The organism is Methanolobus sp., assembly GCF_030682845.1.
Lineage (GTDB): Archaea > Halobacteriota > Methanosarcinia > Methanosarcinales > Methanosarcinaceae > Methanolobus.
This window is the reverse complement of record NZ_JAUXNK010000066.1, coordinates 25,623-51,912: the sequence shown is the minus strand read 5'-3', so window position 1 is coordinate 51,912 and position 26,290 is coordinate 25,623. Positions and strand designations below refer to the sequence as shown.

Annotated in this window: 38 protein-coding genes; 3 read left to right on the top strand and 35 right to left on the bottom strand. The window is 42.9% G+C overall.

Annotation, left to right across the window (positions count from 1 at the left end; all coding sequences use genetic code 11):
- The 10 genes from Q8J68_RS08095 to Q8J68_RS08050 form a co-directional block, all read right to left on the bottom strand.
- A partial coding sequence (locus Q8J68_RS08095) for a hypothetical protein (RefSeq protein WP_305311019.1) occupies positions 1-825 on the bottom strand: 825 nt, incomplete at its 3' end.
- 256 nt (positions 826-1,081) lie between these two features.
- Entirely contained in the window at positions 1,082-1,342 is a 261-nt protein-coding gene (locus tag Q8J68_RS08090; RefSeq protein WP_305311018.1) for a hypothetical protein, read from the bottom strand.
- Positions 1,339-1,608, bottom strand: a complete 270-nt coding sequence (locus tag Q8J68_RS08085) for a hypothetical protein (RefSeq protein WP_305311017.1) — start codon at positions 1,606-1,608, stop codon at positions 1,339-1,341. The genes Q8J68_RS08090 and Q8J68_RS08085 overlap by 4 nt, the downstream gene beginning before the upstream one ends.
- Before the next feature lies 1 nt (position 1,609).
- The gene (locus Q8J68_RS08080; protein WP_305311016.1) at positions 1,610-2,332 is read right to left on the bottom strand and encodes a DNA cytosine methyltransferase; all 723 of its coding nucleotides are present in this window, start codon (positions 2,330-2,332) and stop codon (positions 1,610-1,612) included.
- 261 nt (positions 2,333-2,593) lie between these two features.
- Positions 2,594-2,746, bottom strand: coding sequence for a hypothetical protein (locus Q8J68_RS08075; RefSeq protein ID WP_305311015.1), 153 nt, complete (start codon positions 2,744-2,746; stop codon positions 2,594-2,596).
- A gap of 50 nt (positions 2,747-2,796) precedes the next feature.
- Positions 2,797-3,582, bottom strand: a complete 786-nt coding sequence (locus Q8J68_RS08070; RefSeq protein WP_305311014.1) for a hypothetical protein — start codon at positions 3,580-3,582, stop codon at positions 2,797-2,799.
- Complete coding sequence (locus tag Q8J68_RS08065; RefSeq protein WP_305311013.1) at positions 3,579-3,728, bottom strand: hypothetical protein; 150 nt, start codon at positions 3,726-3,728, stop codon at positions 3,579-3,581. The genes Q8J68_RS08070 and Q8J68_RS08065 overlap by 4 nt, the downstream gene beginning before the upstream one ends.
- Positions 3,725-4,117, bottom strand: coding sequence for a hypothetical protein (locus Q8J68_RS08060; RefSeq protein ID WP_305311012.1), 393 nt, complete (start codon positions 4,115-4,117; stop codon positions 3,725-3,727). Before Q8J68_RS08060 ends, Q8J68_RS08065 begins: the two co-directional genes overlap by 4 nt.
- A complete protein-coding gene (locus Q8J68_RS08055; protein WP_305311011.1) occupies positions 4,118-4,498 on the bottom strand; it encodes a hypothetical protein in 381 nt (126 codons plus the stop codon). It lies immediately after the preceding gene.
- On the bottom strand, positions 4,485-4,607 hold the full coding sequence (locus Q8J68_RS08050) for a hypothetical protein (RefSeq protein WP_305311010.1): 123 nt from the start codon (positions 4,605-4,607) through the stop codon (positions 4,485-4,487). The genes Q8J68_RS08055 and Q8J68_RS08050 overlap by 14 nt, the downstream gene beginning before the upstream one ends.
- A 151-nt stretch (positions 4,608-4,758) precedes the next feature.
- Between Q8J68_RS08050 and xerA the strand changes: the two genes are divergently transcribed.
- The 3 genes from xerA to Q8J68_RS08035 are packed head-to-tail and all read left to right on the top strand — an operon-like array spanning position 4,759 to position 6,133.
- Positions 4,759-5,580, top strand: a complete 822-nt coding sequence (gene xerA, locus Q8J68_RS08045; protein ID WP_305311009.1) for a site-specific tyrosine recombinase/integron integrase — start codon at positions 4,759-4,761, stop codon at positions 5,578-5,580.
- Between the two features lie 8 nt (positions 5,581-5,588).
- Complete coding sequence (locus Q8J68_RS08040; RefSeq protein ID WP_305311008.1) at positions 5,589-5,744, top strand: hypothetical protein; 156 nt, start codon at positions 5,589-5,591, stop codon at positions 5,742-5,744.
- A complete protein-coding gene (locus Q8J68_RS08035; RefSeq protein ID WP_305311007.1) occupies positions 5,741-6,133 on the top strand; it encodes a hypothetical protein in 393 nt (130 codons plus the stop codon). The genes Q8J68_RS08040 and Q8J68_RS08035 overlap by 4 nt, the downstream gene beginning before the upstream one ends.
- A gap of 7 nt (positions 6,134-6,140) precedes the next feature.
- On the opposite strand, the gene Q8J68_RS08030 is transcribed toward Q8J68_RS08035, so the two are convergent.
- From Q8J68_RS08030 to Q8J68_RS07910, 25 genes are all read right to left on the bottom strand, one after another.
- Positions 6,141-6,470 carry a hypothetical protein gene (locus tag Q8J68_RS08030; protein WP_305311006.1) on the bottom strand — a complete coding sequence of 110 codons (330 nt, stop codon included), beginning with the start codon at positions 6,468-6,470 and terminating at the stop codon, positions 6,141-6,143.
- Positions 6,470-8,677, bottom strand: a complete 2,208-nt coding sequence (locus Q8J68_RS08025) for a PQQ-binding-like beta-propeller repeat protein (protein WP_305311005.1) — start codon at positions 8,675-8,677, stop codon at positions 6,470-6,472. Before Q8J68_RS08025 ends, Q8J68_RS08030 begins: the two co-directional genes overlap by 1 nt.
- Positions 8,678-9,067 carry a hypothetical protein gene (locus tag Q8J68_RS08020; protein WP_305311004.1) on the bottom strand — a complete coding sequence of 130 codons (390 nt, stop codon included), beginning with the start codon at positions 9,065-9,067 and terminating at the stop codon, positions 8,678-8,680.
- 68 nt (positions 9,068-9,135) lie between these two features.
- Entirely contained in the window at positions 9,136-9,444 is a 309-nt protein-coding gene (locus Q8J68_RS08015; protein ID WP_305311003.1) for a hypothetical protein, read from the bottom strand.
- Entirely contained in the window at positions 9,441-10,268 is an 828-nt protein-coding gene (locus tag Q8J68_RS08010; protein ID WP_305311002.1) for a hypothetical protein, read from the bottom strand. Before Q8J68_RS08010 ends, Q8J68_RS08015 begins: the two co-directional genes overlap by 4 nt.
- Positions 10,269-10,293: 25 nt before the next feature.
- Complete coding sequence (locus Q8J68_RS08005; RefSeq protein WP_305311001.1) at positions 10,294-11,946, bottom strand: PEGA domain-containing protein; 1,653 nt, start codon at positions 11,944-11,946, stop codon at positions 10,294-10,296.
- On the bottom strand, positions 11,947-13,590 hold the full coding sequence (locus tag Q8J68_RS08000) for a hypothetical protein (protein ID WP_305311000.1): 1,644 nt from the start codon (positions 13,588-13,590) through the stop codon (positions 11,947-11,949).
- 26 nt (positions 13,591-13,616) lie between these two features.
- On the bottom strand, positions 13,617-14,021 hold the full coding sequence (locus Q8J68_RS07995; RefSeq protein WP_305310999.1) for an acyltransferase: 405 nt from the start codon (positions 14,019-14,021) through the stop codon (positions 13,617-13,619).
- Entirely contained in the window at positions 13,973-14,893 is a 921-nt protein-coding gene (locus Q8J68_RS07990) for a UDP-N-acetylglucosamine 2-epimerase (RefSeq protein ID WP_305310998.1), read from the bottom strand. Before Q8J68_RS07990 ends, Q8J68_RS07995 begins: the two co-directional genes overlap by 49 nt.
- A complete protein-coding gene (locus Q8J68_RS07985) occupies positions 14,890-16,263 on the bottom strand; it encodes a B12-binding domain-containing radical SAM protein (RefSeq protein WP_305310997.1) in 1,374 nt (457 codons plus the stop codon). Before Q8J68_RS07985 ends, Q8J68_RS07990 begins: the two co-directional genes overlap by 4 nt.
- Positions 16,253-16,870, bottom strand: a complete 618-nt coding sequence (locus Q8J68_RS07980; RefSeq protein WP_305310996.1) for a cytidylyltransferase domain-containing protein — start codon at positions 16,868-16,870, stop codon at positions 16,253-16,255. Before Q8J68_RS07980 ends, Q8J68_RS07985 begins: the two co-directional genes overlap by 11 nt.
- On the bottom strand, positions 16,870-17,757 hold the full coding sequence (locus tag Q8J68_RS07975) for an NUMOD3 domain-containing DNA-binding protein (RefSeq protein WP_305310995.1): 888 nt from the start codon (positions 17,755-17,757) through the stop codon (positions 16,870-16,872). The genes Q8J68_RS07980 and Q8J68_RS07975 overlap by 1 nt, the downstream gene beginning before the upstream one ends.
- Positions 17,758-17,799: 42 nt before the next feature.
- On the bottom strand, positions 17,800-18,609 hold the full coding sequence (locus Q8J68_RS07970) for an SDR family NAD(P)-dependent oxidoreductase (protein ID WP_305310994.1): 810 nt from the start codon (positions 18,607-18,609) through the stop codon (positions 17,800-17,802).
- 4 nt (positions 18,610-18,613) lie between these two features.
- Positions 18,614-18,877, bottom strand: a complete 264-nt coding sequence (locus tag Q8J68_RS07965; RefSeq protein ID WP_305310993.1) for a hypothetical protein — start codon at positions 18,875-18,877, stop codon at positions 18,614-18,616.
- 4 nt (positions 18,878-18,881) lie between these two features.
- Positions 18,882-19,595 (bottom strand): N-acetylneuraminate synthase family protein, encoded by a 714-nt coding sequence (locus Q8J68_RS07960; protein WP_305310992.1) that lies wholly within the window; start codon positions 19,593-19,595, stop codon positions 18,882-18,884.
- On the bottom strand, positions 19,595-20,722 hold the full coding sequence (locus Q8J68_RS07955; RefSeq protein ID WP_305310991.1) for a DegT/DnrJ/EryC1/StrS aminotransferase family protein: 1,128 nt from the start codon (positions 20,720-20,722) through the stop codon (positions 19,595-19,597). Before Q8J68_RS07955 ends, Q8J68_RS07960 begins: the two co-directional genes overlap by 1 nt.
- Positions 20,703-21,830: a 6-hydroxymethylpterin diphosphokinase MptE-like protein gene (locus tag Q8J68_RS07950; protein WP_305310990.1), complete on the bottom strand. Its 1,128-nt coding sequence runs from the start codon at positions 21,828-21,830 to the stop codon at positions 20,703-20,705. Before Q8J68_RS07950 ends, Q8J68_RS07955 begins: the two co-directional genes overlap by 20 nt.
- 27 nt (positions 21,831-21,857) lie before the next feature.
- Positions 21,858-22,715 carry a 6-hydroxymethylpterin diphosphokinase MptE-like protein gene (locus Q8J68_RS07945; protein WP_305310989.1) on the bottom strand — a complete coding sequence of 286 codons (858 nt, stop codon included), beginning with the start codon at positions 22,713-22,715 and terminating at the stop codon, positions 21,858-21,860.
- A gap of 38 nt (positions 22,716-22,753) precedes the next feature.
- A complete protein-coding gene (locus Q8J68_RS07940; protein WP_305310988.1) occupies positions 22,754-23,392 on the bottom strand; it encodes a hypothetical protein in 639 nt (212 codons plus the stop codon).
- Between the two features lie 11 nt (positions 23,393-23,403).
- Positions 23,404-23,757 (bottom strand): hypothetical protein, encoded by a 354-nt coding sequence (locus Q8J68_RS07935; protein ID WP_305310987.1) that lies wholly within the window; start codon positions 23,755-23,757, stop codon positions 23,404-23,406.
- Positions 23,758-23,913: 156 nt separating this feature from the next.
- Positions 23,914-24,294, bottom strand: a complete 381-nt coding sequence (locus Q8J68_RS07930; RefSeq protein ID WP_305310986.1) for a hypothetical protein — start codon at positions 24,292-24,294, stop codon at positions 23,914-23,916.
- Positions 24,295-24,299: 5 nt separating this feature from the next.
- On the bottom strand, positions 24,300-24,713 hold the full coding sequence (locus Q8J68_RS07925; protein ID WP_305310985.1) for a hypothetical protein: 414 nt from the start codon (positions 24,711-24,713) through the stop codon (positions 24,300-24,302).
- A 9-nt stretch (positions 24,714-24,722) separates the two neighbouring features.
- On the bottom strand, positions 24,723-25,130 hold the full coding sequence (locus Q8J68_RS07920) for a hypothetical protein (RefSeq protein ID WP_305310984.1): 408 nt from the start codon (positions 25,128-25,130) through the stop codon (positions 24,723-24,725).
- Between the two features lie 9 nt (positions 25,131-25,139).
- Positions 25,140-25,544, bottom strand: coding sequence for a hypothetical protein (locus Q8J68_RS07915; RefSeq protein ID WP_305310983.1), 405 nt, complete (start codon positions 25,542-25,544; stop codon positions 25,140-25,142).
- 11 nt (positions 25,545-25,555) lie between these two features.
- Positions 25,556-26,239, bottom strand: coding sequence for a hypothetical protein (locus Q8J68_RS07910; RefSeq protein ID WP_305310982.1), 684 nt, complete (start codon positions 26,237-26,239; stop codon positions 25,556-25,558).
- Between the last annotated feature and the right edge of the window lie 51 nt (positions 26,240-26,290).

Here is a 26,290-nt window from a genome sequence, read left to right as displayed (position 1 = left end):
AAATGCGCTTGTTGTTCGTTTAGCTGCTGTAAACCCACTGCCGTCAAGATTTGAAGTAGCTGTCCAGATTTGGTATTTAGCTCCATCATATTCCTGCCATACATAATAAATAGTAGAGCCAGCTGCCTGTAATTGTGGTATATATTTATCAAATGCGCTTGTTGTTCGTTTAGCTGCTGTAAACCCACTGCCGTCAAGATTTGAAGTAGCTGTCCAGATTTGGTATTTAGCTCCATCATGTTCAATCCATACATAATAGATAGTAGAACCGACTACCTGTAACTGTGGTATATATTTACCAAATGCGCTTGTTGTTCGTTTAGCTGCTGTAAACCCACTGCCGTCAAGATTTGAAGTAGCTGTCCAGATTTGGTAATAAGTTCCATCATCTTCAGACCATATATAATAGATAGTAGAACCGACTACCTGTAATTGCGAGTATTTTTTATCAAACGCACTTGTTGTTTGTTTGGTGGGTTTTAAAACAGAATCTGATTTCTGACTGAGAACACCAGCAGCTTCTGGAGGATGACACAATAATGCATCTTTGTTCTGCAGGTCGTTGTGGTCGCGAGTTGTAATCTGGGTTATATTAGGTAAGCAGCCGCTAATATCACTGACAACAACACCATTTAATAAGTCCCAGCTTGTAATAGGATTATTACCAGCAGAAGCACGAAAACGTTTCAGAGTTCCGTTGATGTCTATCATTAACATCTCTGCTGTCTTTGTTGTGTCAATTCTTCGCCAATCTGTTCCAACTAACTCACAATTTGCAGAAAGGAAAAGTGAGCCATCGATTGCAATCTTTAAACTTTCTGTCATTACTTAATCCACCCATGCCGCGCGGCATGAACGTCATCATCGTGTATGCAGGATTTTTTGCGTCTCTGGCTGCTTCAGGTTCTTTTTCATGAATCATTTCATCCACTATTACAAGATATTATCTTCATATATATATAACTTTTTACGGCGGCATCTTGTCTTGTGTCGTACCCTGACACTCAGAATCTTGTATGATGGGAAACCACCACCTTTTCAAACCCCATAATCTCGATCCCATAATCTCTGCCCTCACAAACTATGCACAGCGCCCTCCCTCTTCCTCGAACGTCCTTAATGCCTGCCCCTTTTCTATATCAGCGCCGCAATCCTTGCAGTTATATTTCTTAACCATCAGCGTCTCCAATGGAAAGGGCAGTGTTCCCTGATCAACAGGTATCCTGTATGACTTCTTAGAATGAACCGGGCAGACAAGGACGTGGCAGCCGTTGTCTGTCCCGGCATAGTTAAGCTTCTTGCCGCAGGTGCAGAGCATCTCGGAAGTGTCTATTGCACTCATTCTGGTTCACCACATGTATCACATTTAGTATAAAGCCAATAATCTCCATCACTATTCTCATCCCCAAAATCAGCATGGATTAACCCACCACAACTACATACTTTTGGATAACCACCACTACCGCCAAAACAACCACACCAACCTTCAGTACACTCTTTGTTACCTTTAATATGGTTATAACCCATGGACGAATCCGGGTGAACTACTGCCTGTGCATTTAGTGTTTTTTCACTCATTTTACCCCATTTTACATCATTTTGCATCATTCTAAACATCCCTCATCTTCTTGCCGCTGCCCTCCGCTATATATTTCCATTCCAGATATTCCTCAAGCAGGGAGTAATATAAATCCCAATCCTTGTTATTGACAAACTTGTAGAACTCATCGAGCAGCTTTCTCCCACCAGGAAGCTTGTGGTTCATCAGAGTCGGCACGTTCACCATGCAAAAGGTATCCGGATTCATCTCCAGCACCAGCCTGCCAAACTCAAAAACCATGAAGTCCCGGAAGTCTCCTTTTTTCTTTTTGGTATTTGCTGCGCTGAAGCTCTGGCACGGCGGTCCTCCAACAACCAGGTTTACGTGATCCAGCCCGGCAGCCTCAAGAATGTTCCAGCCGTGCAGCTCGGTAACGTCCGTGCAGAATAACACACTGACAGGAGGGATTTTCTTTTTGCGGTGTCGGTTCTCGTGGTACAGCCATCCTGCATAAGGACAGTGGGAATGCTCCAGTTTAGTTTTACACCCTTCATCAGGCTCCTTGCATGACGCACATGATGTCCTGTGTTTATGAAAGTATTTTTGCTTTTTCGATGGAATCTCGCCGATAATCTTCGTAGAATCATCACACAGGTTGGTGTAATACGTGGCAAGCGCCCCCGGGTCGTTATCTATGGCAGCAACAACTTCCCAGCCAGCCTGTATAAGCCCAAGCGAAAACCCGCCGCAGCCGCAGAACAAATCTACCGCAGTAAGTCTTTTCTCAGGCATACCTACACCTTCATACATTTACGCGGGTGGCTTGAGATATATACGATCTTCCGAATACCCCAGGTACATACACCAAGAGTTTGCTTTAGGGCATCCTCTGATAACCTGTGTCCCGTTTTTTTTGTCGATATTATGTTATTTAAAAATCGACATCCTTTACATTGTTTTGTTTCGCTGATGCATTTTCCATCATACCTGCCGTGCCGCTCAAGTATCCTCGTTCCCCATCTGGGATGGTTTTCAAGAATTATTGGATTCATTTTACACCGCCTGGCACTTGCAGTTCTTACCGAGATGGGAGCAGTACATGACGCCGCAGAGAGAGGTTATAACGTGCTCGCTATGATGCCTGCAATCTTTCTTTGAACACGACCATGCGAGATTACAGAAACCGCGCGGGAGATCACCAGCCACTCAAACCATCACCTATTAAAAATCTATCGTGTTCGTGATTGTTATTCATATTATTCACTCTCAATCCGCGGCGCAATCATTACCGATGCCCGACCGTGATCAAGCACCTTAAAGTCGAGTTTTAGAGGCATGTCATTATCCAGATGCATCGTAATGATCTCGCCATCACCTATTGCCTCGACAATACCACAGAGGTAATCAAGGCTGAATAAGGATTTTAACCTGACCTCCGGTGACTCGGCAGTAATCTCCACCCCAGTTGTTAACTCTGCTTTGAATTTCCTTACATCATCGCCAGCTTCTATTATAAATAACGGACGAATATTCGGTTTATCAATTGCCTGCATCCTGATATAATCGCCTGCTCTTACAGCCATATCAAAGCACCTCTTCAGGAATTCTTTTGAAACTTCTATCTCAGCTCTCAAGGTAAGCAGGGGGATCTTAATCTCCTTTCTAATCTCATCAGGGTTCATCAGAGTTAATGTCTGTTTAAAAATATCTGCAATCTTGAGAATAAGCCTGTGTTTCTGCACGCCTTTTTCTTCGTACTGCTCTATGTTGATCTCGGCGCGCTCGTTATCTCCAGCGTCCTTGAACAGTGACAGGTAGTTGATAACATCTAATCCTACCTGCAGGGATTCATCCACTGTATATTCACCTTCATGAAACACTTCTTTGGGAAGATTCAGGTCAGTAATCGCTATGTTAGCTGGATCTACCACTTTTACACCCAATCCTTCCGGAGAGATGTTCAGCCTGCATTCGTCCGCGATGGCTTCTACAGGCGTCATCATATCTCTCAGGGTTTTTACGGTACCGGTTATGCGGATCATGTTGCCTCCACTTCAATGACTTTTATACCACCCTTTTCTAACCGTTCTACTACTGTATTTTTGAACTCATCGGTGTCTCCATCATATTCAACACCAGGAATCTCTACTTCTGCATCGAAAATTCCAAAAGCCATTCTGAACTTCATAAAACCTCCGCCTGCCTCTTTACAGTGCTGGTTATGCGGGTCATGTCTCTATGCGAGCATTCGGCGCAGATGAAATATACCCCCGCAGGCACGTCAGGTTCATGCGGGTAATTGCTCTCGCCTGGATCAATGCAGAGCTCGCCTATAAAGTCGTCTTTAAACAAAAATTTAAAGTCTGCAAGCTGCGCGTCGCAGTTGAAGCACCTCAGCAGGTCTATGTTCTGGAGTATCACGTCACAAACCTGACCTTCATCCGGTCTCGCCTGGCTGCTGAGTACTCTAAGTATTTCGCACATCGTATCAGCATGTTCTGTATTCTCTATCTCCTTACCGTGTCCGACCAGAAATGACCGGAGCAGGTCAGCCTGGTGTTTGTTTAAGATTATCATTTATTTCTCCTTCAGCTCCATTGCCATTACTATTATCTTATACGCTGTCTTTTCCTTGAGACGTATCGGTGCTTTAGAATACTCCTCGAGTATCCTGCCTCCATATAATATATTTAGTTGCCACTCAGAATCAACACCTTTGATCTCAAAAACTCTTATGTTCCCATCTGTCTGCTGGAAAAAGTCGAACACCGTAGCATCTGGCAGCTTAAGTATTTCAAGTTTCTTTAATGTGTTTATTGCAGAGTTATAAACACCGTTAATATGGTCAATTGCTTGGGTCAGTTCAGATTGATTTCTCCGAACTATATCACCTATACATCTCTCTTTTTCAGTCTGCAAGTTCTTTCTAATTATTTCTTCAATTTTATTTGTTTCCATAATTTTCCTCCTTGCTTTTCATTCTATAACAGTATATCGAGACAATTCCCAGATCCCTCTCTTTTGGACAGTTCTCGGGTTTTGCCATACATTCATTCTTTGAACCCATGCGTTTCAAACTTGGACAAAGCATAAATACTTTAAGGTATTATAAGTATTTAAAAGTATCTGTAATATATATCAGAACTAAGTAAAACAAGGTAATTATGACAGCGCATAGCGAGAGTAAAACTGCATATAATGTACGATAGACGAAGTATATGGATAATTTAGACAAACTTGAAAAGGAATTGAAGATAAGATGTTATTCAGAGCAGACATTAAAAATGTATCTCTTCTATAACAAAACATTTCTTGAATATATAAAGAAACCATCAGAAAAAGTAAGCGAAGCGGATATAAAAAATTATCTTATGCTCAGGTCTACTAAATTATCCAGCGGTTCATTATCTCTTATAATGAATGCCCTTGTGTTTTTCTATCGCGATGTTCTTGGAAATAATATAGTTATTAGAGCACCCAAACCCAATAAAAAATTACCTGTTGTATTGACTATGGGTGAGGTCAAAAGATTAATCGATAATACTAAAAACCCAAAACACAGGCTAATCATAGAATTGCTTTATTCCACAGGGTTGCGACTCTCAGAATGTATTAATTTGAAATACTCAGATATAGATTTAAATGAAAATATAGGCTGGGTGCGTAATGGAAAAGGCGGCAAAGATAGGCAGTTTATAATTTCAGATCGCTTCAATAAATCTCTAAAGAAGTATATTGGAAAAAGAATGATTGAACCTGATGGTTATGTTTTTTCAGGAAGAGGTGAGAAAATGTCTACAAGAGGTATACAGGATATAGTGAAAAAGGCTACGTTTCGTGCAGGTATTAAGAAAAAGGTTCATGTTCATACACTCAGACATTCTTTCGCTACTCATCTCCTCGAAAATGGTGTTGATATAAGGAAGATACAAGTGTTACTGGGTCATTCAAACCTGAATAGCACCCAGATATACACACAGGTTTCATCCAAAGAAATTAAGAAAATAAAAAGCCCCCTTGATTTAATTGTAATTGATTAGGAGGAATTATGAAAATCAAAAGCAATAAAGAGTTAAGTTTCGCCACACGGCTTAAAGCCGGTGCAACTAAAGAAGAATTGATGAAGAAATACTGCTTGACCGAGAAGGAATTCGATAAAACCGTTGCCGGGCTTGAAAAGATAAAGGCAGGGGTGAGGGAATGATTAGGAAAGACACTAAAAAAGGCATCACCGTTTACCATAAGCAGTTCGGCAAAGCTGTGTTCATGGGATGGTTCGACCATGAGGCAAAGGAGTATGCAATCATCGAGATCGCCGGCGCTCACGGCAGGATCACACTCCCACGTAAGGAACTATCCGACACCCCGCGAAAAATATCGGGTATAAAGCCAGGATGGTACTCCTGCGATAAATACCCGAAATCCCATTTCTGGATCCCTATGGATATAACCGGCGGCTACAGGTCGGTCTGCGGCAAGATAGAGTTTGTTGGAGAGGCATTAATAGCCGAGACACACCCAAGATGCAAGCGTTGTGAGATTTCAGCGCGTGGCGCAGTAAAGACCACGCTGTTTGATTTTAAGAAGGGGTAAAAATGACTCAAGCCCCACACGCAATTCCCCTCTCCACTGATGCGCCCCTGCTTATCCTTTTTGGAGTAATGATTGCAGGTCTGTTTAAGTTCGCTATAATACCGTCTGGGTAGTTCTCTATATCTATTTTAATATCTATATACCACGTCCCCGAGCTTATCTTGATGACATCACCGTCAGAATACGTGCCCATATTAGCAGGGTCGATAATGTACGACCCGTCAGATTCCGTACTAACCTCCTCTGTCCCGCCTGCAGTAAGATTAACTCCTGTTACGGTCACCCCTGTGCCTGCGCCCTGGAGGATTCCTACTATGGGATAGGGGTTCTGAGTCATCATCCACTCCACTCAGTCTGGCTCGTAACATATACAAAGAAATTTTCCATCGCAGGCACGCTCTGGCTGTCTGTGGATACCCACGTTTTGCTGGTGCGGTCGTAATATTTCACAGAAGTTGCTGTCGCACCGATTGATGTTTTCAAAGCAGAAAGTGTGCGTACCGAAGTCCCATAATTTGCCACAAGCGACCAACCTGCTTTGAGTGTGATTGATGGCGTGCTGCCTGGCAACATAGTTATGTCCTGAGCCGATGTGAAGTAGTAATAATAACCTTCCTTTTGCTGAACGGTTACGTGCTGGTTGAACGCATACCCTGTCCTGTGGGATTCATATTTCTGTGAGGTTGCATTATAACGCCCTTGAATTGTGTCTGTTGAGAAGAGGTTATCCAGTTCGAGTAAAGTTTTGCTGGTGTAGTTCAAGCCAACGTAACACCAGCCGATTGGGCAGGAGACGGTGACTTCGCTTGGCGGTGGTGGTGCTTCTGTATAATAAAATGTATATATCGTATCCTGACGGTCTGTAAAATACAGCGTATCAAAATTATTAATATTTTTTCCTAAAAAAAATGCTCCAGTATCACTATATTTAAGTGGTGCATTTGGTATAGTTTTATTCCATTTCACATATAAAAACTTATCAGTATGGTATAATTTATTAAATCCAGTTGAAAAAATGTAAAGGCTTCCATCAGAGGCTATAATTGGCGATAACTCATCTGTTGCTGAATAAGAAGCGGAACAAATCTGAATTGAATTTAAGAACCAACCAGTATTTTTACTATATGCGTTAATAGTACAACTACCGTGTGTGAGTACATATAAAATATTTTGATTACTTAATGACAAATCTCCAAATCGGCGTACATTAGCGTATGCAGGGTAATATCCAACATCAGTTTCCCATAATATATAACCATTTGTTGTCAAGCTTATTAATTTACTATGAAGATAAACATAAACTAAATTATTAGAATCATCTATTACTGGGGCAGATATTGGTGCAACATAACCAGTATTGCTTTCCGTTCGTGTTATTTTCCATCTTTCAACTCCGCCTTGAGTAATAGAATACAATATATCATGAGCATTATTACTTATTTTTCCCCCCATAACAAAATATAAATTATCATTAGAATCTGTCACAACAGACGAAACAATAGTTTTCCATTGAGGTACTGATGACATCTGAAAAGTCCATTTTTTGGCTCCATTAACAGGATTATAAGCATACATTTGTCTTATAGTATTATTGCCAATATAAATGGTATCGTCTCTTCCTAAGGAAAGTGAACACTCGTAAACGGCATCAGTAGTTACATTCCATTTCAAAGTACCATCTGGTCTAACTGCATATAAATCCGTGGATGTAATGAAATATATGCTTCCGTCTTGACCCACAGCAGGGGTAACTAAAATTTTACCGTTTGCTTGAAATGTCCATTTAGTATTAGTTATATTATTATAGTCAAATGCAAACAACTTTCCACTATCTGTGCCAAGATAAATAGTATTATTACCTTCAACGATACCTGTTGATATTATTTCTGGATTGATAGAATAGTTCACTTCGCTGGTATTTGACATATTAGATATAGATATAGGAAATTGATTAGAACCATCATAGGTACGATGATTCTTTGGATAAACTGTATATGTTGAAGATATTGAAGGCGGCATAATAGATGAAATACAATTATCACATGCAATAGTTATATAATCAATATATCCCGTGTCTGTACCCGAAGATACTGAACCGTCTTTTGAATATTCAAACTTTAATACATGTATTCCTGTTGTAATAGTATATGTTTGAACTTGCCAATCAATCTCACCTGATATACTGGATTTTAAGATGACATCCAAATAAACCCGTAAAAAATCATAACCACTTTCGGAGCTTACTTTCTGATAGAAAGATATTGTTGTATCAGTAGTCACGTTTAAACTTAAAAACATCGAAGATGATTCCGAATCTCCTATATTTTTATTTTCTGCACCATAGTTTCCTTCATACCGAGTGTTTGATATTATCCAATTTCCATCTACTTGTGATAATGTACCAGACTCAAAATCTTCAACGACTGTAATTGCATCCGCTGCCCCCACCATCAGCAATACCACAAGCAAGACTATGATACCTCTGAGTATCCCTCGCCCAAGAACTCTCGTCATATCACATCCTGCTCGCTCGATTTTGCTCATTTACTTCGTGACCTTTGCCGCAAATTTCGCCGCCAGTGACTTCAAAATCATCCTTGCCGTAATTCCCGCCAGCACTGCACTCGCATACACACCCTGCCAGCCGCTAACGATATCTATGCTCTGGCACATCGGGAAAACCACAGCCACGCATACCAGCACGCCTGCAAGTATCGGGTCACGAACATTCTCGAACTCGTAGACCTGTGTGGTATCCGCCAGCGGGTCAATCTCTCTTGCATCTGCTTTTAGACTATTGTCGGCTTGCCTGTCAGCCCACCAACTTGCGATTCCAGCCAATACCAGAGCACCTACATACACAAAGAGCATGTAGTACAGCGGGTTTTCGCCAAGCAAAAGTTCTAAAGTTATTTCTCCTGGATTGATTACCATTTTATTCATCTCCTTTTATTATATACACCTGTGCTCTCGATACCATTTTATTGACTTTTTATTCCCATCTAATCCGCCCATGCCGCGAATATCTCCGCAGTCTTGCCTACCTGTGCTGAATTTGTCCAGTACAGCTCATCAATCAATATCCCTTCGATCTTGAACCCATCACTCAGAGTAATTGAATCGCCTGATGAGCTGTTCAGCTTCACACTTAGCGTACCGCCGCCGAGCGTAATCACGGTAAGCGTGTTTATTTTCCAGGTAGCTTTACTCACACCTACAAGCGTGATGACTCCCTGTGCGCTGTCGGCTCTTGCACCAGCGAGAGACAATGAGAGCACAGCATAAGGTCTGATTTTCGTACCAAAGCTCATAGTTTTCCCCTCAGTCTTTCCCTCAAGCTCTTGGCAGTACCTGCGGTTGTTGGTCTCCTCTTACATACACCAGCCACTCTCTCAGATACCCCAGTTACTCTCTCAAATACGCCAGCTACTCTCTCAGGTGGTATAACTGGTCGCTCGTAATAATCTATCGTTTCCGGCGGATTTACCACATCAGGCGGGAAGTGTATTACTGGCGGCATGACAATACCATCAGGCAGCTCCAGTGGAGTGCCTCCGCTTGCTTTTATCAATTCATTAGACTGCAGGATCGTAATATTGCCCTGTTGTATGATAGCGTTGTTCTGGTATTCAATATTCAAAAGAGATTTCAGTATGCTGAGTGTTTGCAAATCGATATTCTCGATAGATGTGGGTATCAGTTCACTCAGCAGCGTGAATTTAGCTGTGTTGCTTTCCGATATCCTTATAGCACCGATTATGATAAAAAGGTCGTTCGGCTGGTTCTCATTGGTGAAATCGATAGATAAATTCGTCTCAACAAGCTTCGGCGGCGAAATGGGTATTCTTAACGGTTCATTTACAGCCTCTACATAGAACTGCTTTGTGGTATCGCTGTCAGGCAGTATTGTAAGTGCAACATTACCCGGAACGGCGTATGTCCATATATCTGTTAAAATAAAATTATCGCCTACGAGCCATTTTTTGATTTTCGCGGCATCTTCCGCATCCGCACCTACATCATCCAATGTCAGTGTGTCTTTTTCATCCGCATCCAGGGATGCCTTAAATACCAGTGAGATATACCTGCCATTTAGATTTTCTTGCACGTACCAGCCAAATAAAGCGTTTAACATGTTTGTACTCTCCAAATTTTTATAATCATATTCCGCGTCTCTCCTGTTTTTGAATTTTAATTATCCCCGGCACAGGGGGTTCAAATGGTATCTCTTCAGTGAACGTAATATCTGTCACAACCAATGTTTCCCCCGCTTTTACATAGACTTTTTTCGATATTGGTGCCATGCCTTTCAGTTCCGCGAGTATCGTATGTGCTCCTGGATCTACCTCTTTTGAAATGGGTGGCTCACCTACAAACTCACCATCTATTGATACATTTATAGGGTATGGTAGCTTCATGGGTTTGGGTATGGAGGGTATTATAATAATCCCTTGCTCATGCGTGGGGATTTTAGGTACTCTCGGAACTTTTGGAACTTCAGGTATCCTGGGTACTTCTGGAGTTGGAACTTCTGGAACTTTTGGAACTTCAGGTATCCTGGGTACTTCGGGGATTTTGGGTACTCTCGGAATGGGAATTCTGGGGATTTTAGGTACTCTCGGAACTTCAGGTACTTCAGGTATCCTGGGTACTTCTGGAGTTGGAACTTCTGGAACTTTTGGAACTTCAGGTATCCTGGGTACTTCGGGGATTTTGGGTACTTCTGGAGTTGGAATGGATGGGGGTGCCGCCTCAACGAACGCAATATCTGTCACAACCAATGTTTCCCCCGCTTTTACATAGACTTTTTTCGATATTGGTGCCATGCCTTTCAGTTCCGCGAGTATCGTATGTGCTCCTGGGTCTACTTCCTCCTTGACCGGGGGCTCGCTTATAAATATACCGTCTATGGAGATATTTACGGGATACGGCAACTTGATAGGTTTGGGTATTGATGGGATGTGAATAATACCTTTAAGCACCGGCTGGATGATAGGTGGAACAGTAGGAGGTCTAGTGAGCAGGTAAAGCTCCCTTATCCTTTCTCTCTCTTTCCTCTTAGCCTCGAGCTCTGCTAGATAGGCTTCTCTTTCTTTCATAAGCTGCTCGCTGATTTCTGGTATAACGCGTGATACTGTTATGATTTTACAGTCTGTGGCTGACCCGAATTTTTCACATGCTGTGCTTTTCGGAACATTCACACATATTTTATGTGTTCTTGCGGGCTCAACTGTTGCTTTCCATTTAAACGAGACAAAACCATTTGATGTTTTCCCGAACGCCGTTTCTTTACCATCCACTAATAGGGTAGTATCCTCACCGCGGCTTGGTGTAACTCCACACATGACGGCAGCGGTTATGGTTATTTCCTGCCCATCGAATGCTTCAAGCTTGGCAGTTTCAGGGTATACCAGTATTTTAACTGTTTTGCCAAGCTCCGGCGGTGGACATTTGTTACCTGTAAGTTTCCAATAGTTCTTCCCTGTGCGCGGGTTTTTTTCACATATATGTGTAACGATCTCAGTGCCGTCTGGGCAGGTAATGGTTTTCTCATCACCTATCTCGCAAATTTCTTTTATGGGGCACTTATTCCCTGTAAGCTTCCACCAGTTCTTCCCTGTAGCAGGGTTCTTCTCACATATTGCTGTAACGATCTCCGTGCCGTCTGGGCAGGTAATGGTTTTCTCATCACCTATCTCGCAAATTTCAGGAATTTCAGGAGCCCCAGGAACTGTCGGTAAGGTTACCTCTTTACTGAATTCATACTCAGGCTTATCTCCAACTGCGGGGATCCTTACTGTAACTGTAACCATTTAAATCGTGCTCCTTATGCCTTCCCATGTTGTAGCCCAGAAGTAGCTTCCTGCTGGATATCTTGTTGCCTTTCCTCTGATAATCTTAAACGCTCCATACCACGATCCTGCTGGCGCATACTCTGCTTCGTGCTTCTGTCCTGGATAGCATATATCCAGATATGATTGTACCTCCGATATTGTCACAAAATATTTACCCGGCTCGCCAAGTTTACCTGTTTTTTCACATACTGATGGCAGTTTGGGTGGTGTGGGTAGCTCCGGAGGCTTTGGTATACCAGGTATACCAACCCCGGGTTTTAAATCTGATTCAGTTAATGTTAGGATGCCTGAGCCGCTTTTAATTGGCAGGCTGAATTCCCTCTCGCCTATAGATACCTCGGCTATGGCATCTACTAGGGTTTTCTTGCCTGTATCTTTGCATATCCAGTTTGCATTACTGACTTTTAGTGTAAATGGCGGCTTGAGAATGGACGGTATGCTTATATTCGCAGCAGTCTCCCAGAGTTCGCACGTTGGCGGTTTGGGTACTTCTGGGGTTGGAATCTTAGGTAGTGCAGGGATTAATGGTGGGATGGAAAAAGATACTGCATCTATAGCACAGTCAAGTAATGGTATTATTTTTATTTCGTGTTCTGTATCAAACGCCTTTGTACCAAGTGTTTTGACTATTCTTATTAAATCTTGGCTCCTGTTACTTTTTGGCTCGGTCAGCGTTACTTTTTCACCGTCAAGTAATAGTTCTATTGCGATGTCTTTTTTCACTCCATCAACAATAGATTCTATCTTGATGAATAAAGCTGGGAACGCATTTGGATTCGTACCTAGTGGAATTTTTGATAGGAAATCCGCTATATGATCTTTAATGCTCAAACCTGTTGGTGTAGTAATACTGAGCGACCCTGAGCACGGCTTGGGTAGTGTAGGAGGTGAAGGTAGGGATATTGTCCTGGTGCCTGTGAATTTACAATCACCTGTAGTAATCTCAACCTTCAATTCAACGTCTTTGCCGAGCAGGTCTTTAATTCCAGGAATGTCTTTTAATGATTTTAGATTATGGTCTATTTTGCCGCTCTCAGGAACACTGCCCTCAGCTATTTTCACACCACCTAAGAAAAATGCGAATTTTGGAAGATATTGCTTTCCATCTTCCAGTATCCCTGGTTTGATGGTAAAACTTCCAGCAGGTGTAGATACAGTAACCGGTAGAACTGTAATATTTGGGGTTGCGTCAAATTTAAAATTCGTAGCCGCTATGGGTAGCGCGGGGGCGCTCACTTCATCGCACCCGATTTTTGCTTTGGCTCTGAATAGTTTTGCTTTCCCCGTTTCCCACGACGAACCTACCTCTGTCCACGTCGTCTTACTGGGCTCTCCGGGGATATACAGTACGCGCTGCGGGGTCCCAAAATCCAACCCCTCTTTTCTAACATAAGCTTTAATATGCGGCGGCGGAATAAAACAGTCTTCTGCCAGTCCACCTAAGCCTGTTTTTAGAGAGGTGGACCCAAATGCTGAGATAAACCGTACATCTACATTGGGTATCGGTACCGGGAATCCCAGAACAGTGTGGTATGCGAAGACCGCATAAGGTACTCGCCCTAAACCACATTTTTTAATAGGTAATTTGGGAATTTCCACCATACGTAATAGTAATGCTTCTCTATGTACTAAAACTTTTTGACGACCTTCATAGGGATACCGTAGGCGGTGCTGTTTGCGGGTATGTCCTTCTTAACGAGGCTGAACGCACCAACTTTCGCTTTATACCCCACTATAACTCCGGGTAAAATGATGCTGTGCGAACCTATGCAGCATCCCTTTTCAAGATACACATGACCCCAGGTGTCGTCTATCGTGTTCTCGGTGTATATCGCTACGTGTGAACCTATCTGTACGTCATCATCTATAGTGACTATGTATTTCGCATTAATATAGGTGAACGCACCAATATCTACATACTTACCCAAGTTTAGATGATCGGGGTGTGCTACTATCCAATTCCATTTTGTGGGTATATTGTGCTTTATTTCGGGCTTTTTCCAGTTTTGCTTCCATTCTTCGCTGTGTACCATTGTTTAATTACCTCCACGATCCTGTCACTTGCATCAGTCATAAACGGTCCCTTATCCCTATCTCTATTCCTCATCCCAATACTGATAATTTGTTGAGATGAGAGAAAAAAAGGAGCCTCATATATCAATGAGGAACTGTTCCCGATAAACCTGCTGCAGTTCTTGAGCAGACCTAAAAATTCAGGTCTCTCAAGGTTTGGGAGATATGCGCTGTCAGCAATGATTTTTAATTTTAGTTCCTCAGAATAATTGTTGATGAAATAAGCTCCAGGGTCGGGGTTAGAACCGATAAAATAAACCAGTTCGGAGTTCTTGATTAGCTCTTTTATCTCGTTGAGCTCTCCTGCCATTATATTTATATTTTTCAATTTGCTATATGCAGTTATGGGGTTATACAACACGAGGTCGTATGGCTCTTTCGGGACGTACTTCTCAGAGATCGCAACATCGTCTAAATGCGTGATGCCGACAACATACCAGTTAGGCTTTTTACCTATTGCTGTTAGAAGATTTTCTACTCTTTTAGCCGCGCTGTCGCTCTCGCAGAATTGTATATCTGACCACAGAGTTATAACATGCCTGGAAATGTCATCGAGCGTTGCCGTGTTATTCCCCGTACCTGCATATACGTGGGCTATTGGGATATTGTTATGGAAACACGCTGCCGCCGCGCCGCACATCTCTATCCTGTCGCCAAAAAGCAGCGCGAGATCGGGTTTAAATTCCAAAATGAATTTTTCAACTTCACAATACGCGTTATAAAAATCATGGTATTGTAACTTTAAAGCATACCCGCTATTACCAAGTCGCTTCCTCACAGGCACGGATAAGCCTTCATCACTCCGGCAGCCAACAGGAATTAAAATTTTCATGATTGCCGAAACCCCCTGAAACTTGTATCTTTTTCTAAATATAGTTTTTTGGTTTGCCTGAGTAGGACAGATAACTTTTTCTGAGAATAATTAGAAAGCAGCTCTATGTTAGCTTCCATCAAACATTTATGGAATTCATCATCGCTTAAATCCGTGAAATTTACAGCAAGCAGGTCTGAATTTATGTGTTTGTTCTCGTAAAAGTCCTCACAGTCTTTAAGCAGCCCCTTCTCTATTGCATAATAATAAAGAGGCGACCCTGGATACGGCGTCACCGGACGGATGGTACGCATCTGGGCGCCGTCATCATATTTTAATAAGAATTCCACACCTTTTCTTAAGGTCTCTCTATTATCGCCGATGTTCCCGAATATGATGTTAAAGCCCGGACTGATCCCTGCATCCAGTGTGGCTTCAATGCCGCGCAGGATTTGCTCCGTGGTCAATACTTTATTCATGTTCTTCAAAACAGCATCATCCATGGCTTCAATGCCGTAGTTAATGAATACGCAGCCAGCCTGCTTCATCAGGCTCAGGACTTCAGGCTCGGCAAAGTTTAACCTGCCGTTGCAGCACCATTTTATATTTAATTTAGCCTTGATAAAGTCTTCACATAAGCTGATAGTTCTTTCTGCTGATGACATCAAGAGTTCATCCGAGAATGCAATATACGTAATGCCGTACATGTGTTTCAAAAGTTGAATTTCATTAATGATTTTTTCATTACTTCTCGGTCTAAAACCTTTATCCATCCGGTAACAAAATATACATTTAAACGGGCAACCCCTACCTGATAACACCGGCATCACAAAATCTGAGTTTGAGCAGTGGGGCATCCTGAGCAGCCTGTAATAATCAATCGGGAACAGATGGTATGCAGGAACTGGGATGGAATCCACATCTTTTATTAAAGGTCTCCTCTCGTTAATCTTTACATTATCCCCTGAACGGAATGCTATGCCCTTAACGCTGTCAAGCGGTCTGAGGTTGTATATTGCTGATAGTAGCTCAACTATTGTTATCTCGCCTTCCCCGATAACTACAGCATCAGCCCGCATTTTCTTGAGGAAAAACCCAGGTTCAGGAGAAGGACCGTGCCCACCAAGGATATAAAAAGGTCTGTTCCTGGATTTATTGATCGCGTCAGAGATTTTTATTAGTTTCCTGTACTGGTAATACCCCGCTATGATTCCAACACCTATAATATCGAATTTATTCTGGTCAAGATATGCTGTCAGGTGCTCGTCAGGGTAATGGTTTGCATCCTGGTTGTATATTTCAACATCGTGCCCTTCTTTTAGAAGCGCGGCGGCTATGTACGCCAGACCCTGTGGAAACCAGTGGATGTACATTTCCGAGTCATAAACCACGAGTAAAACTCTCAGGGTTGATCACGCGTCCTGCCTTAACATCCTGCGCCGCCCTCCAATCCCACAGTTCATCCACATCTATCGCCTGCTCCGGCGGCAGGATATAGATATGTGAGTTATCTATTCCATAGATAGAATTGCCGTAGAATGCAAACTCTGAATACCTGAAAATGTAAAATGCGCCGCACGGCTTATACTGTTGGTTATACGCTATCAGGCACCGCATTGATTTATCCTGGAACTGGTGTAGTGCATGTCTCAATGTATGCGGCTCTAATAATGGTGATGTGGGCTGCAGCAGGGCGATTGTTTTATACTTTATCCCAGTAGCTTCTATAAATTGAATTACCTCATAAATAACATCTGTTGTTGTTGCTTCATCAGTAGCGTTCTGTTTTGAACGCTCCAGCATCATCACCCCTTCAACTTTTGTGGATAATATCTCCTCATCGTTAGTAGATACGATTATATTTTTTATCCCAGCCTTTTTTGCTATATTAACTGAGTTTTCCCATAGCGGCACACCGTGTAATAACATTTTATTTTTATGTGGTAACCTCTTCGAATCCCTTCGAGCCGGAACTATTACTATGATGTCAGTATCCATTAAATAATCAAACCCCTTTGTGTTAATTTCTCCATAAACAGATTTTCATAATAATCTCTGTTAAAATTCACTTTTGTATTACATTTAAAACACAATGCTATCAAATCTGGGTTACAGTTAGGTTTGTCGTAGTGAATGTGATGAACATCTAATTTCCTCCCATTTTCTTTTACACAGCATAACTGACAGGTTCTATTATCCCTCTCGCGGATTTTTTCTTTTAATTCGTGGTTAAATTTTGGACAATATGGTTCAAATGATTTTCCCCCATGCCAATTTGGTGCTATCTCACCACACTTACCAAATAAAGGATGTTTTTCTCCCTTTTTACATTCACTTAGTTTTTTCCTTGTCTCTTCTGTAAGGTGTTTACCATACATAGGATGTTTTTCCCCACTCATAGCTATACTTACCTTCCTTCTATGTTCTTCTGTTAATGGTCTGCCTTTTAATGCATCAGAAATTTTTTTCCTGTGCTCGTCTGTTAAAGGCTTACCGAATAGTGGATTGTCCTTACCTCTTTTCCCCCACATAGGATGCCTTTCTTTTGATTGTAAGCCTTTATGAGCTTCACTCATCCTTTTTTTTGATGCTTGTGTATGGTGTTTTTGATAAAAAGGTGCCTTTTTACCATATCTATGAACACCATACATTGGACTTTTTCGTCCATACATTGGATTTTTTTCACCTTTATTAGCCTCACTGACTTTCTCTCTAACCTCAGAATTATCCATAGGATTTGCGACCTTTGTATTGTGTCCACTAATAAATCGTGGTATTCCTATCCAATAATATCTACGTTGAATTTTAATCTCCCCTCCACATCCACAAAAACAATTGTGTTGTTTTTGCTGTTCGTTTTGTACCCAAGTATTTATTTTATTCATTCCACCATCCGCGCCGGGATTATCGCAAGTACATCATCGAACTCATATCTCATAATAATTTCCCCTATCCTTAACTTTCGGAGCCTCTTCCTGTGAATATAGCCTCTCCATTATTTTCTCCCCATGCCTCAACCCGGTGATGACGATCTTGTCAGCGTCATTACTCACGAACTCAAGCGCCATGTCGCGTATTCTTTTTCTAGTCATCTTCGGAATGTATATCTTACCGTTGATGCCTGTTTGAGTCACATTCAGCACAAAATCCGAGGCGCTCCCATCTGAAATAAAATACCTTTCACATTGGGGATGTGTAACTGTTATCTTTTCGCCGCGTTCTACCTGTTCTTTCCAGATAGGCAGCACAGAACCAGACGACCATTCTATATTACCCATTCGTATAATTATAAATTCAGTAACCATCTGTACCCTTGCCATCCAGAGCCAGATATGTTCCTGGGCAAGTTTGGTTACACCGTATATTGATGTTGGCTCTACTGCTTTATCCGAGCTTATCAACACGGCATTCTTAACTTTCTGGTTATGACAGGCTTTTGCTGTTTTAAGCGTGCCGAGTACATTGGTTTTATACGTATCCTCTAAAGAATACTCGGTAAGGTCTAAATTTTTATACGACGCACAGGCTATACAGGAATCACACCCCTCCAGTGCAAAGTTCATACGCGATTCGTCTTTTATATCGCCAAGCAGCAGCCTTACATTTTCATTTTTAAGCTTTGATAGGGACGGTTCGTGAATGTCCAGTGCCCTGACCTTATATCCTTCTACCACAAACCTTCTGGTCAGCACAGAGCCGAGAGATCCACCTGCGCCTGTTATTAATATCGTTGCCATAAAATCACTGTATTAAAGAGACCACCTTTAATTTAAACTCTTCAGGCGATTCGTTCCATTCTGTGCCGTCTGCGTATTGTACTTTAATAGCAAACCACGTTCCATCCCTATTAAAAATAATTTTTCTTATTATTGCGGTTGTGCTTCTTCTTAAAATAGTATCTTTTATAAAGTGTTTCTTTATTCTGACTTTTTTACCTATCCACTTATCTTGCTCCAGATAGTGTGGCAACTTTAATTCGGTTTCTATCGGTATATATTTTATCATAAAATCACCATTCTATCTTTTCAATCTCCCTTACCAGCCTGTATAATTCAGTAAGCTGTGAGAATGTGATTGATACCGCATCGTCTATCGGCTTGTAGCCATTATGATATTTATCTTGTTTAACGTGAGTTTCCAAATACTCACAACCTCGCGCAGCAGCCACTAATGGAGGGACTATTGATGGGTAGTGGTTGCTATAACCTGTGTATAAACTATCTCCAAAATCATATGGGAATAAGATTTTTTCAAGTGGTGGGGGGTATTCTGGTACGCAATAGATATAATCTATCGTACCTGGATTGAATATTTTATGATTATGTATTATGTCATCTAAATAATCACAATCACATGATAATAAGACTTGTTTGTTTGTTTTAAGTATTGTGTTTATTAAATTACTATTATATCTATCTACATAGCGTATTTTGTATCGCTTAACGCCAACTTGCTCAAGCCAATCCACAGCCTCTGGAAAATATGGTGTGGCAAAAAACTCAATGCCGCAGTCATCGGCTGCCTGTTTCAGGTATTTTATCTTCTCAGGAGTTAAGATAATCTCCTCAAGCTCCCGTTGTCTTGGATGCCCTTTCACATGCTCCTGAGAATATATTTGAAATTTTACTGTATCTGCGCCTGCATTCTTAGCCAGACCTATCATGCGCCGCGCTTCAGTTAGGTTACGGAAATTAACCCCAATCTCAGCCGCTATGAATACCATCAGCAGAGCACCTCCTTGAGACACTGCACCATATACTCAATTTCCTCCTCTTCCAGCGAAGGGTACATAGGCAGCGATATAACCCTCTCGGATATCCGGTCAGTACATTTTAACCCAATATCGCCGTATTTAGAGCTGTAATAAGCCTGTTGGTGTATCGGAGGATAAAAATACACTTTAGCTTCAATCCCGCGCTCTCTGAGAGCTTTTAATACCGCTGCCCTTGTGGTACTGTCTCCTTCTTTTAATTGTATTGTATAAATCTGATAAACGCTATAATGAAAATCCCATGGTGTGAGTACTGGTATTTGCTCCATGGTGATCAATTCATTCAATTTCTGTGCATGTTTCCTGCGCGCTTTACAGAACTCATCTGCTTTGGATAATTGCACCCTGCCTATCGCAGCCAGTATGTTGCACATCCTGTAGTTATGTCCCGGAAGTATTGCGCTTCGCTCATCGCTATTTATTTTTGAAGATAAACCATGTACTCTTAGAAGTTTAATATACTCAGTTAAACTCGTGGCGTTTGTGGTTATCATCCCACCGTCACCGGTTGTCATTATTTTTGTGGCTGCAAAACTGAATATGCCGCAGTCCCCGCGGCTGCCAACCTTCTTCTGGCTTCCCCACCATCGCGCACCCATGGCTTCAGCGCAGTCCTCTATGACTATAACCCCTTTTGATTGCAGGTAGCGAATTATAGACGTGTCGCATGGCGTGCCGAATGTGTGAACTATAATCGCTGCTTTTATATCCTCGATATTATTCGGGAGTTTTATGTTCATCGTTTGTGGGGTTATATCTGCAAATACCGGCTCCATGCCTGCGTTCACAACAGCGTTTGCCACCGCAACAAAAGTAAATGATGGTATCAAGACCTTATCCCCTGGTCTCAGGGCACCCATGCACTTATATGCGTGCAAAACCAGTTCAAGTGCTGACGTTCCTGAATTTGTAGAGATTGCGCTTTCCGTGCCGATATACTCAGCAAATTCCTTCTCGAACAGGTCTGCCTCGCCGCCGCCTGTGAGGTATTTCGTCCTCATAACCCTAGATGCGGCTTCTATCTCCTCATCACCTAACGGAGGCATGAGGAAGGGAATTTTAAGTATAGCGGAATCCATCCAGGAACTCCTGCAGCGTCATGCACTCAATACTGCCATCCTCTGTGTATATCGTCCCGCCTTCGGTTGCATTTATCAGTCTGTGCTCTGGGTTCTGCTTTTTATTGGATTTAACCATTTCAAATAATGAATTTCTGAACACAGAATAGACAAAATCGAAATACGCATCGGTCTTGAAATCCGGGTGGTGGAAATCCTCGTAACATTTGCTGATCATATCCTGCACGTCTTTGTACCCATCCTTGCCGCCTACCCCTATACTCTGTGCATAGGCATGATAATACATCGTCTGGTCATAAGGAAACCCTTTAAGATAACCGAAATCCGTCCCGATCATACCTATAGGATTGCAGCCCAGAAAGCTGGCAATACTATACATGCTTGAGCTGCTATTCCCTCCAGTTTCTATTTCTGTGAGTTTTGGCAGTAGAATGCTCAGGAAAGTATCTGTGTTGGGTAATATGTTCTGCGGGATTCCCGACCTGAAAAAGAATATTTTTTTACCCTTCCACTTTTTAAAGACTTCCGGGTGCGTGCTTGCACAGCATACCAGTGTCATTTCATCCGCGTGTTCATCCACGAGTGGGCTGTCGATGAAATTTACCATCAGTTCGCTTGCATCCACGACCCCTGTGAACTGCGGGACTATTCCCTCCTCAAGGCACTCTTTCAGGCTGTGCAGTGTGCTGAAGATAACCATGTCTTCAACATCTGCTCGATGGTTCAACCCGCGCAGTACCTGAAGATGTTTTCTTTCCTTCAGGCTCGGTCCTGCACCGATAACAAGTGCTTTCTTTCCTTTATAGGCGTCATGGATTTCACTTATATCCGAGTTTTTATCAATAAGATACCAGTTGTCTTTGATATTCGTGAGCCACTTACTCATTAGACCCATGATTGTGTTAAGGTCTAACCTTAACTGCTTGCTCATCTCTCCTGGGGCGGAAAAGATATACTCGATACCGTTCTGGTAAAGCGAGAATCGTTTAAAAACATCGTTCCAACCAAGATTATGTTTTTTCCTGACGGCGTTAAAAGCTTCCCAATATTCCTGCTCTATCCAAGGTAAATACCTTTTACGTTTATTTTTGGATTCCTCTTTATCCATATTATACGGAATTATCCGTACTTATACTTATAGTTTTTGCAAATATTCTTTAAAAGGCATCACCTTAAGCGGCGGGTCATGCAGTATCGTGTAGTCCGAGCATTGTATGGTTTCACTCTCCTGCATCTCCCTGATCCAGCTCATCCACGCGTCCTTGAAGCCATCCCAGACATAGTCTGTTATGACCTCGTTGCCGAAGGGATTCTTTTCCCTCTGGTAGTATTCGAGTATCTCTTCCCGGTGTAGGTGCTTTATACCCTCCCATATACTGGTGTGGCTGAGATCAGGTATGCTTGCAGGGTATGCCATATCTATACCCATGAGAATTATCGGGTTTGCTTTAAGATAATAAGACAGATACCATAATGTACTTCCACAATGCCCTCCTGTGTGACAGGTTGCTTTTCTGGTTATTTCCTGAAAGACCAGGCTCACGCTTTTTATCTCGTTTATGTCGTCCAGCCAGGCATTGAAGAAAATTTTATCACCCCGCCACCTCTCTAAAATTTTCGGGCTTACTGTAGTTGAGAATATACCTATCATCTCGTCAATATGCTCATCCACGAGTGGGCTGTCTATGAACCCGGTCATGACCTCACTGCCGTCTATGCTGATAACATAATCTGGAATTATACCCTTCTCCAGTAGCGGAATCAGGTTACGCTCACAGGATAAGACCGTACCCTTAAACATTGGTATCTCGTCATAGTGCAGCTCCAAGCTCGACCCGGCAGCCAGGCAGAGCGCAGGACCCTTAATTTTAGGGAGAGATGTTATGTCTTCACACAGGTTTATGAGGTTCAGGTTATCTCTTAGGTTTGCAGCCCACAGCCCCAGCTTGGCTTGCATTGTGTTCTGACCGAGAATTTCGGCTTTTGATGGCATGCTTGTTAAAAAAGTTTATGAATATATGAGGCTTTTGCTCAAGGTCTCATATACTCAAAGTAGAAACTTACTGTGCGAGTGCTTGTAGCAAGTATTCTTCCGCTTGTGTTAAGAAGTCCAAACGCCAGAGTTACTATACTTGTTGTTGGTTTTGCTTTGCAGCGCCTGAATATAAGGCTGGCTGTCCATGGAGTTACGATAACTCCCTCTGGGATGAATCCCGCAGCAGCAAGGCTTGCATGACCTGATGCAGTAAGAACTTTGCTGGTTTGTCCTTTATATTTAATATAATCTAATGCACTGGCTTTGAGCTTGACGGCTGTTACTGCTGATGCTGCTATTTTAGTTGCTGTTACGGCACTGGTCCCAATCTTGGCTGCTGTTACCGCAACACTGTCAATCTTAGCAGTGGTTACTGCTGAGGCTGCTATCTTGGCTGTTGTTACCGCTAATGCTGCTATCTTTGTGGCTGTTACGGCACTGGTCCCAATCTTGGCTGCCGTGACTGCGGTAGCATTGATCTTTGCAGTAGTTACGGCTGATGCTGCTATCTTGGCTGTTGTTACCGCAACACTGTCAATCTTGGCGGTAGTTACGGCTGATGCTGCTATCTTCTGGGTTATTACTGCCCCGTCTTCTATCTCTTTTATCGCTATGGGTCCGCCTGGTTTAAGCATGGTGTACCCCTTCACTCGTCAAAGTACTGCAAGAACAGATGCATGTTGCCTGCTGTCGTAAATGCCGTCAGGAACTTGCTGGCTGCTATGCTGAACAGTGGTGCCTCTGGTCTTGGCGAGTCGGGGTAAGCGAAAGCATCATACTGGTTTCCAAGGTACTGTTTATCCTTGGCTACCCCGCTGGCGGCATTGGTGGCTGTCGTACCGCTGCATAGAAATATTGCATTTGCACCCGCAAACTCGTCAGTAACTTTAACGAAGGTCACCCAGCGTTTCATGCCCGCGGCTACCGCACCGAGCCCGAGGTTGGCTGGGACTGACGTTATTACCTTATTCAGTGTTTTAATGTCTTTGTCTACCATCATAACCTCCTGAACGCCGCCAGCGTATCCCCGGTAAACCTTTTTTCCGGGCTTTTTACGTGTTTAAGTGAGTTTTCTTTCGTGCAGCGATTGCACTGCCATATTGTTGGCACTCCTCCTACTGCTGTGAGTTCTTCTCCACAATCAGGACAATTCATATTAATCGCCTCCATCGAAGTACTGTAAGAATAGGTTTACGCTTCCCCTGTTCGTCTTTGCTGTCAGGTATTTTGCCGCCGCGATAAAGAACAATGGGAAGTCCGGGCTGGCAGGACCCTGTGGTGGGTTTGCAAAGTGCTCCTTCGCCTGCAGTGTGATCCTGTCTTTCGCGCGTGCACTTGCAAGGGTGATTGTTGAAGCTGCTGTCTCTGTTGTATTGCTTATCAAAAACAACTTATTCTCGCCTCCATACACGTTGTCTACTCTCACGAATGTTACCCAGCGTTTCATGCCAGTGGGTACGGCACCTAGGCTGAGACCTGTATTCACGGTGCTGATTACCTTGGTGACTGTTTTCAGGTCGTAGTTCTTTACTCCCATTGCCATCACTCGTCAAAGTACTGCATGAATACATGCCCTGTGGTCTTTGTGGCAACTACGCTCAGCCATTTGCCTGACGCTATGCTGAACAGCGGGTTATCGGGGTCTGGTCCTGACTCAGGTATCATCACCGGATGTTTTTTATTGGTCTTTTTATTGTTCAACTGAGTCGCTTCGATTGGAATGTACAGCTTCCTGTTGGCTGCCAGTACTGTGCTTCCTATGGTGGGGTTGCTCACCCCCACGCTGGCGAAATAAAACCCAATATCACTCGCTCTGCTTACAGTGATCGAATCCATCAACAGGAAAGTTACCCAGCGCTTTATGCTTGATGGTACCTGTCCTCCGATAGTTAAATTTGCCACGCCGCTGGAAATTACTTTAGCTATCGTTTTCAGTTCTCTATTTCTAATATTCATTGTCTCACCTCACTCATCATAGTATTGCATAAACACAAGGGCTGTCGTGTTGCTGCAGTATGCGCCCAGCCATTTGCCTGACGCTATACTGAACAGCGGTTTGTCCGAGTCCGGTTGGTCAGGTATCATGAGCGGTGGTCCGTGGGGGGTAATGTTCTCTGATGCTTTCAAACCTGATGCCCTCAAATCCAGCAGCATCTTCCTGTGGGTTGTAGCTACAATACTTGTCTTGGTGGGGTTGCTTACTCCAACACTTGCAAGATGCAGCCTGACGGATTTTGCGCCCGCCTGTTGTATGCTGTCAAGCATCAGGAAAGTTACCCAGCGCTTCATACCAGATGGTACCTGCCCTCCGATATTGATTGCTGAGACTTTGCTTGTTACGATTTTATCTATTGTTTTAAGTTCGATGTTCATGATCTCACCTCACTCGTCAAAGTATTGCATCGTGACCATTCCTGTAGTTGTCGTTGCAACAGCGCCCAGCCACTTGCCGCTCGCTATGCTGAACAGTGGACAGTTAATGTTGGGTTTTCTCGGTACCTGTAACGGCGTCTTCCTGAATCCTGATGCCTGTGTCGCTCTTAGCATCAACAGCATTTTCCTGTTGGTTAACAACACCGTGCTTGCTATGCTGGGATTGCTTATTCCAACGCTTGCAAGGTATATGCCAACATTTGAGGCTCCGGTGATTGCAAGGGTATCTAATTGTATGAAAGTTACCCAGCGTTTCATGCCCGATGGTACCTGCCCTCCGATATTTACATTCGCCACGCCGCTGGAAACTATCTTATTTACCAGTTTAAGTTCAATATTCCGTATGTCTTTCATTTCTTCCTCCTTTATGCCACAGCTTTATCTATTTCCTCTCGTGCTGCACCGAGTTTCACGAAATCAACATCAAATACTCCCATTGCATCGTAGTTAAAGGAGCTTTCAATCCCGCCGAGTGATACCAGCCTGCACGGCTGCTGTCCTTTCAGTATCCGATCTATCAGGTCTGCATCCCTGAGTACATCAACCTGCATCCTGCGGATCAGGATATTCATGCTAACCGTTTCCGCGGTGCTCAGTGGATTCCACCATGCAAATGCCACATCCACGTCATTCGGGATGAATAGCTCAGTGTCAGGTCCCGGCTGGTCTTTCGTTGAATCAAACCCTTCCACATACCCGAAGGGTGATTTCTGGTAGATGGACTTGACATCGAGGTTGCGCCGGGATGTTTCCATGGGATAGTACAGGTACTGCCTGACCGCGCCCGGTGACCATCCCATGAACACCTGGTAAACGTGGTCGCAATCTTCGACCTTCAATAAGTTGTCTATGTTGTACGCCGCTATCGGCAGTCTCGCCTGATCTTCAAATGCATCTGCTGCAATGCTGGCGGGAGATTCAACATAATCGTGGTAGATTAACGTTTCAACGCCAGTGCAGCGAAGGAAAACAAAGCCCTGAATTGGAAACCCCAATCCGACAAGCTGGTTTTCCTTGAGGAATTTACTTTCGATTCTGTTTGTATCCATAGTTTTACCATCCTTCTGTTGTGTATCGATGGTTACGCTGCGGTATATTGT

Bases quoted from the DNA above. Each gene is read 5' to 3' on its own strand.
- Q8J68_RS08090 (WP_305311018.1), bottom strand. From the start codon at position 1,342: ATGAGTGCAATAGACACTTCCGAGATGCTCTGCACCTGCGGCAAGAAG.
- Q8J68_RS08085 (WP_305311017.1), bottom strand. From the start codon at position 1,608: ATGATGCAAAATGATGTAAAATGGGGTAAAATGAGTGAAAAAACACTA.
- Q8J68_RS08080 (WP_305311016.1), bottom strand. From the start codon at position 2,332: ATGCCTGAGAAAAGACTTACTGCGGTAGATTTGTTCTGCGGCTGCGGC.
- Q8J68_RS08070 (WP_305311014.1), bottom strand. From the start codon at position 3,582: ATGATCCGCATAACCGGTACCGTAAAAACCCTGAGAGATATGATGACG.
- Q8J68_RS08065 (WP_305311013.1), bottom strand. From the start codon at position 3,728: ATGAAGTTCAGAATGGCTTTTGGAATTTTCGATGCAGAAGTAGAGATT.
- Q8J68_RS08060 (WP_305311012.1), bottom strand. From the start codon at position 4,117: ATGATAATCTTAAACAAACACCAGGCTGACCTGCTCCGGTCATTTCTG.
- Q8J68_RS08055 (WP_305311011.1), bottom strand. From the start codon at position 4,498: ATGGAAACAAATAAAATTGAAGAAATAATTAGAAAGAACTTGCAGACT.
- Q8J68_RS08050 (WP_305311010.1), bottom strand. From the start codon at position 4,607: ATGGGTTCAAAGAATGAATGTATGGCAAAACCCGAGAACTGTCCAAAA.
- xerA (WP_305311009.1), top strand. From the start codon at position 4,759: ATGGATAATTTAGACAAACTTGAAAAGGAATTGAAGATAAGATGTTAT.
- Q8J68_RS08040 (WP_305311008.1), top strand. From the start codon at position 5,589: ATGAAAATCAAAAGCAATAAAGAGTTAAGTTTCGCCACACGGCTTAAA.
- Q8J68_RS08035 (WP_305311007.1), top strand. From the start codon at position 5,741: ATGATTAGGAAAGACACTAAAAAAGGCATCACCGTTTACCATAAGCAG.
- Q8J68_RS08030 (WP_305311006.1), bottom strand. From the start codon at position 6,470: ATGACTCAGAACCCCTATCCCATAGTAGGAATCCTCCAGGGCGCAGGC.
- Q8J68_RS08025 (WP_305311005.1), bottom strand. From the start codon at position 8,677: ATGAGCAAAATCGAGCGAGCAGGATGTGATATGACGAGAGTTCTTGGG.
- Q8J68_RS08020 (WP_305311004.1), bottom strand. From the start codon at position 9,067: ATGGTAATCAATCCAGGAGAAATAACTTTAGAACTTTTGCTTGGCGAA.
- Q8J68_RS08015 (WP_305311003.1), bottom strand. From the start codon at position 9,444: ATGAGCTTTGGTACGAAAATCAGACCTTATGCTGTGCTCTCATTGTCT.
- Q8J68_RS08010 (WP_305311002.1), bottom strand. From the start codon at position 10,268: ATGTTAAACGCTTTATTTGGCTGGTACGTGCAAGAAAATCTAAATGGC.
- Q8J68_RS08005 (WP_305311001.1), bottom strand. From the start codon at position 11,946: ATGGTTACAGTTACAGTAAGGATCCCCGCAGTTGGAGATAAGCCTGAG.
- Q8J68_RS08000 (WP_305311000.1), bottom strand. From the start codon at position 13,590: ATGGTGGAAATTCCCAAATTACCTATTAAAAAATGTGGTTTAGGGCGA.
- Q8J68_RS07995 (WP_305310999.1), bottom strand. From the start codon at position 14,021: ATGGTACACAGCGAAGAATGGAAGCAAAACTGGAAAAAGCCCGAAATA.
- Q8J68_RS07990 (WP_305310998.1), bottom strand. From the start codon at position 14,893: ATGAAAATTTTAATTCCTGTTGGCTGCCGGAGTGATGAAGGCTTATCC.
- Q8J68_RS07980 (WP_305310996.1), bottom strand. From the start codon at position 16,870: ATGGATACTGACATCATAGTAATAGTTCCGGCTCGAAGGGATTCGAAG.
- Q8J68_RS07975 (WP_305310995.1), bottom strand. From the start codon at position 17,757: ATGAATAAAATAAATACTTGGGTACAAAACGAACAGCAAAAACAACAC.
- Q8J68_RS07970 (WP_305310994.1), bottom strand. From the start codon at position 18,609: ATGGCAACGATATTAATAACAGGCGCAGGTGGATCTCTCGGCTCTGTG.
- Q8J68_RS07965 (WP_305310993.1), bottom strand. From the start codon at position 18,877: ATGATAAAATATATACCGATAGAAACCGAATTAAAGTTGCCACACTAT.
- Q8J68_RS07960 (WP_305310992.1), bottom strand. From the start codon at position 19,595: ATGGTATTCATAGCGGCTGAGATTGGGGTTAATTTCCGTAACCTAACT.
- Q8J68_RS07955 (WP_305310991.1), bottom strand. From the start codon at position 20,722: ATGGATTCCGCTATACTTAAAATTCCCTTCCTCATGCCTCCGTTAGGT.
- Q8J68_RS07950 (WP_305310990.1), bottom strand. From the start codon at position 21,830: ATGGATAAAGAGGAATCCAAAAATAAACGTAAAAGGTATTTACCTTGG.
- Q8J68_RS07945 (WP_305310989.1), bottom strand. From the start codon at position 22,715: ATGCCATCAAAAGCCGAAATTCTCGGTCAGAACACAATGCAAGCCAAG.
- Q8J68_RS07940 (WP_305310988.1), bottom strand. From the start codon at position 23,392: ATGCTTAAACCAGGCGGACCCATAGCGATAAAAGAGATAGAAGACGGG.
- Q8J68_RS07935 (WP_305310987.1), bottom strand. From the start codon at position 23,757: ATGATGGTAGACAAAGACATTAAAACACTGAATAAGGTAATAACGTCA.
- Q8J68_RS07930 (WP_305310986.1), bottom strand. From the start codon at position 24,294: ATGGGAGTAAAGAACTACGACCTGAAAACAGTCACCAAGGTAATCAGC.
- Q8J68_RS07925 (WP_305310985.1), bottom strand. From the start codon at position 24,713: ATGAATATTAGAAATAGAGAACTGAAAACGATAGCTAAAGTAATTTCC.
- Q8J68_RS07920 (WP_305310984.1), bottom strand. From the start codon at position 25,130: ATGAACATCGAACTTAAAACAATAGATAAAATCGTAACAAGCAAAGTC.
- Q8J68_RS07915 (WP_305310983.1), bottom strand. From the start codon at position 25,544: ATGAAAGACATACGGAATATTGAACTTAAACTGGTAAATAAGATAGTT.
- Q8J68_RS07910 (WP_305310982.1), bottom strand. From the start codon at position 26,239: ATGGATACAAACAGAATCGAAAGTAAATTCCTCAAGGAAAACCAGCTT.